Raw genomic sequence first — 662 nt, 5'->3', positions numbered from 1 at the left:
ACAAGTGGCACATCATGGCCCGCAAGGTCGCACATGGGGCCGCACAGGCCGCATGGATCGACCTGGGGGGCGTTGGCTGTCCTGTCATCGCGGTGCGCGTCTGGCTGGCCTGCCAGCGGACGGACAAGCGCTGATGGCTGGCAAGCGATACAAACATGGCAAGAGGGGGGTTGGGCGTTTCGTCCAGCTTCCCGAATGGGTGCAAGTGACGGAGGCATGGGCGACCATGCCCCCCGGTCCCCGCGCGCTTTACATCGAACTGAAACGCCGCTTCAACGGAATGAACAACGGCGATATCTACCTTAGCCACCGTGACGCGGCGGCGGCGCTGGCAGTGCATCGCAACACGGTCGGGCCGTGGTTCAAGGCGCTAGAGGAACGCGGGTTCATCTACCTGACCCAAGCCCCCCATCTGGGGCCGTCAGGGATTGGTCAGGCGTCGGTTTGGGGACTGGACGAGGAAGCCACGCCAGACGGCAAGCCCGCCCGCAAATCCTTCGCCAAATTTAGAACCCCCGCACAAAATCAGTGCATGGCCGTCACAAAAAACAGGACGGCACCGCATGATAGGTAGCCAAAACCGGCCGAACCGTCCTGAATTTTGTGACGCCTTGCACCAAATTTCAGAAAGTCGCGTCACAAAAAACAGGACACATATACAT

Annotated in this window: 1 protein-coding gene; it reads left to right on the top strand. The window is 60.4% G+C overall.

Annotated features, from left to right (window positions below; translation table 11 throughout):
* Positions 1-133: 133 nt before the first annotated feature.
* A complete protein-coding gene (locus tag ACOI1H_RS26085; protein ID WP_422441266.1) occupies positions 134-574 on the top strand; it encodes a hypothetical protein in 441 nt (146 codons plus the stop codon).
* Positions 575-662 lie beyond the last annotated feature (88 nt).

The organism is Loktanella sp. DJP18, from assembly GCF_049310965.1.
GTDB lineage: Bacteria > Pseudomonadota > Alphaproteobacteria > Rhodobacterales > Rhodobacteraceae > Loktanella.
The sequence above is the reverse complement of the archived record's forward strand: the minus strand, read 5'-3'. Positions and strand labels throughout refer to the sequence as shown.

Coding starts and splice junctions, on each gene's coding strand:
- ACOI1H_RS26085 (WP_422441266.1), top strand. CDS start 134: ATGGCTGGCAAGCGATACAAACATGGCAAGAGGGGGGTTGGGCGTTTC.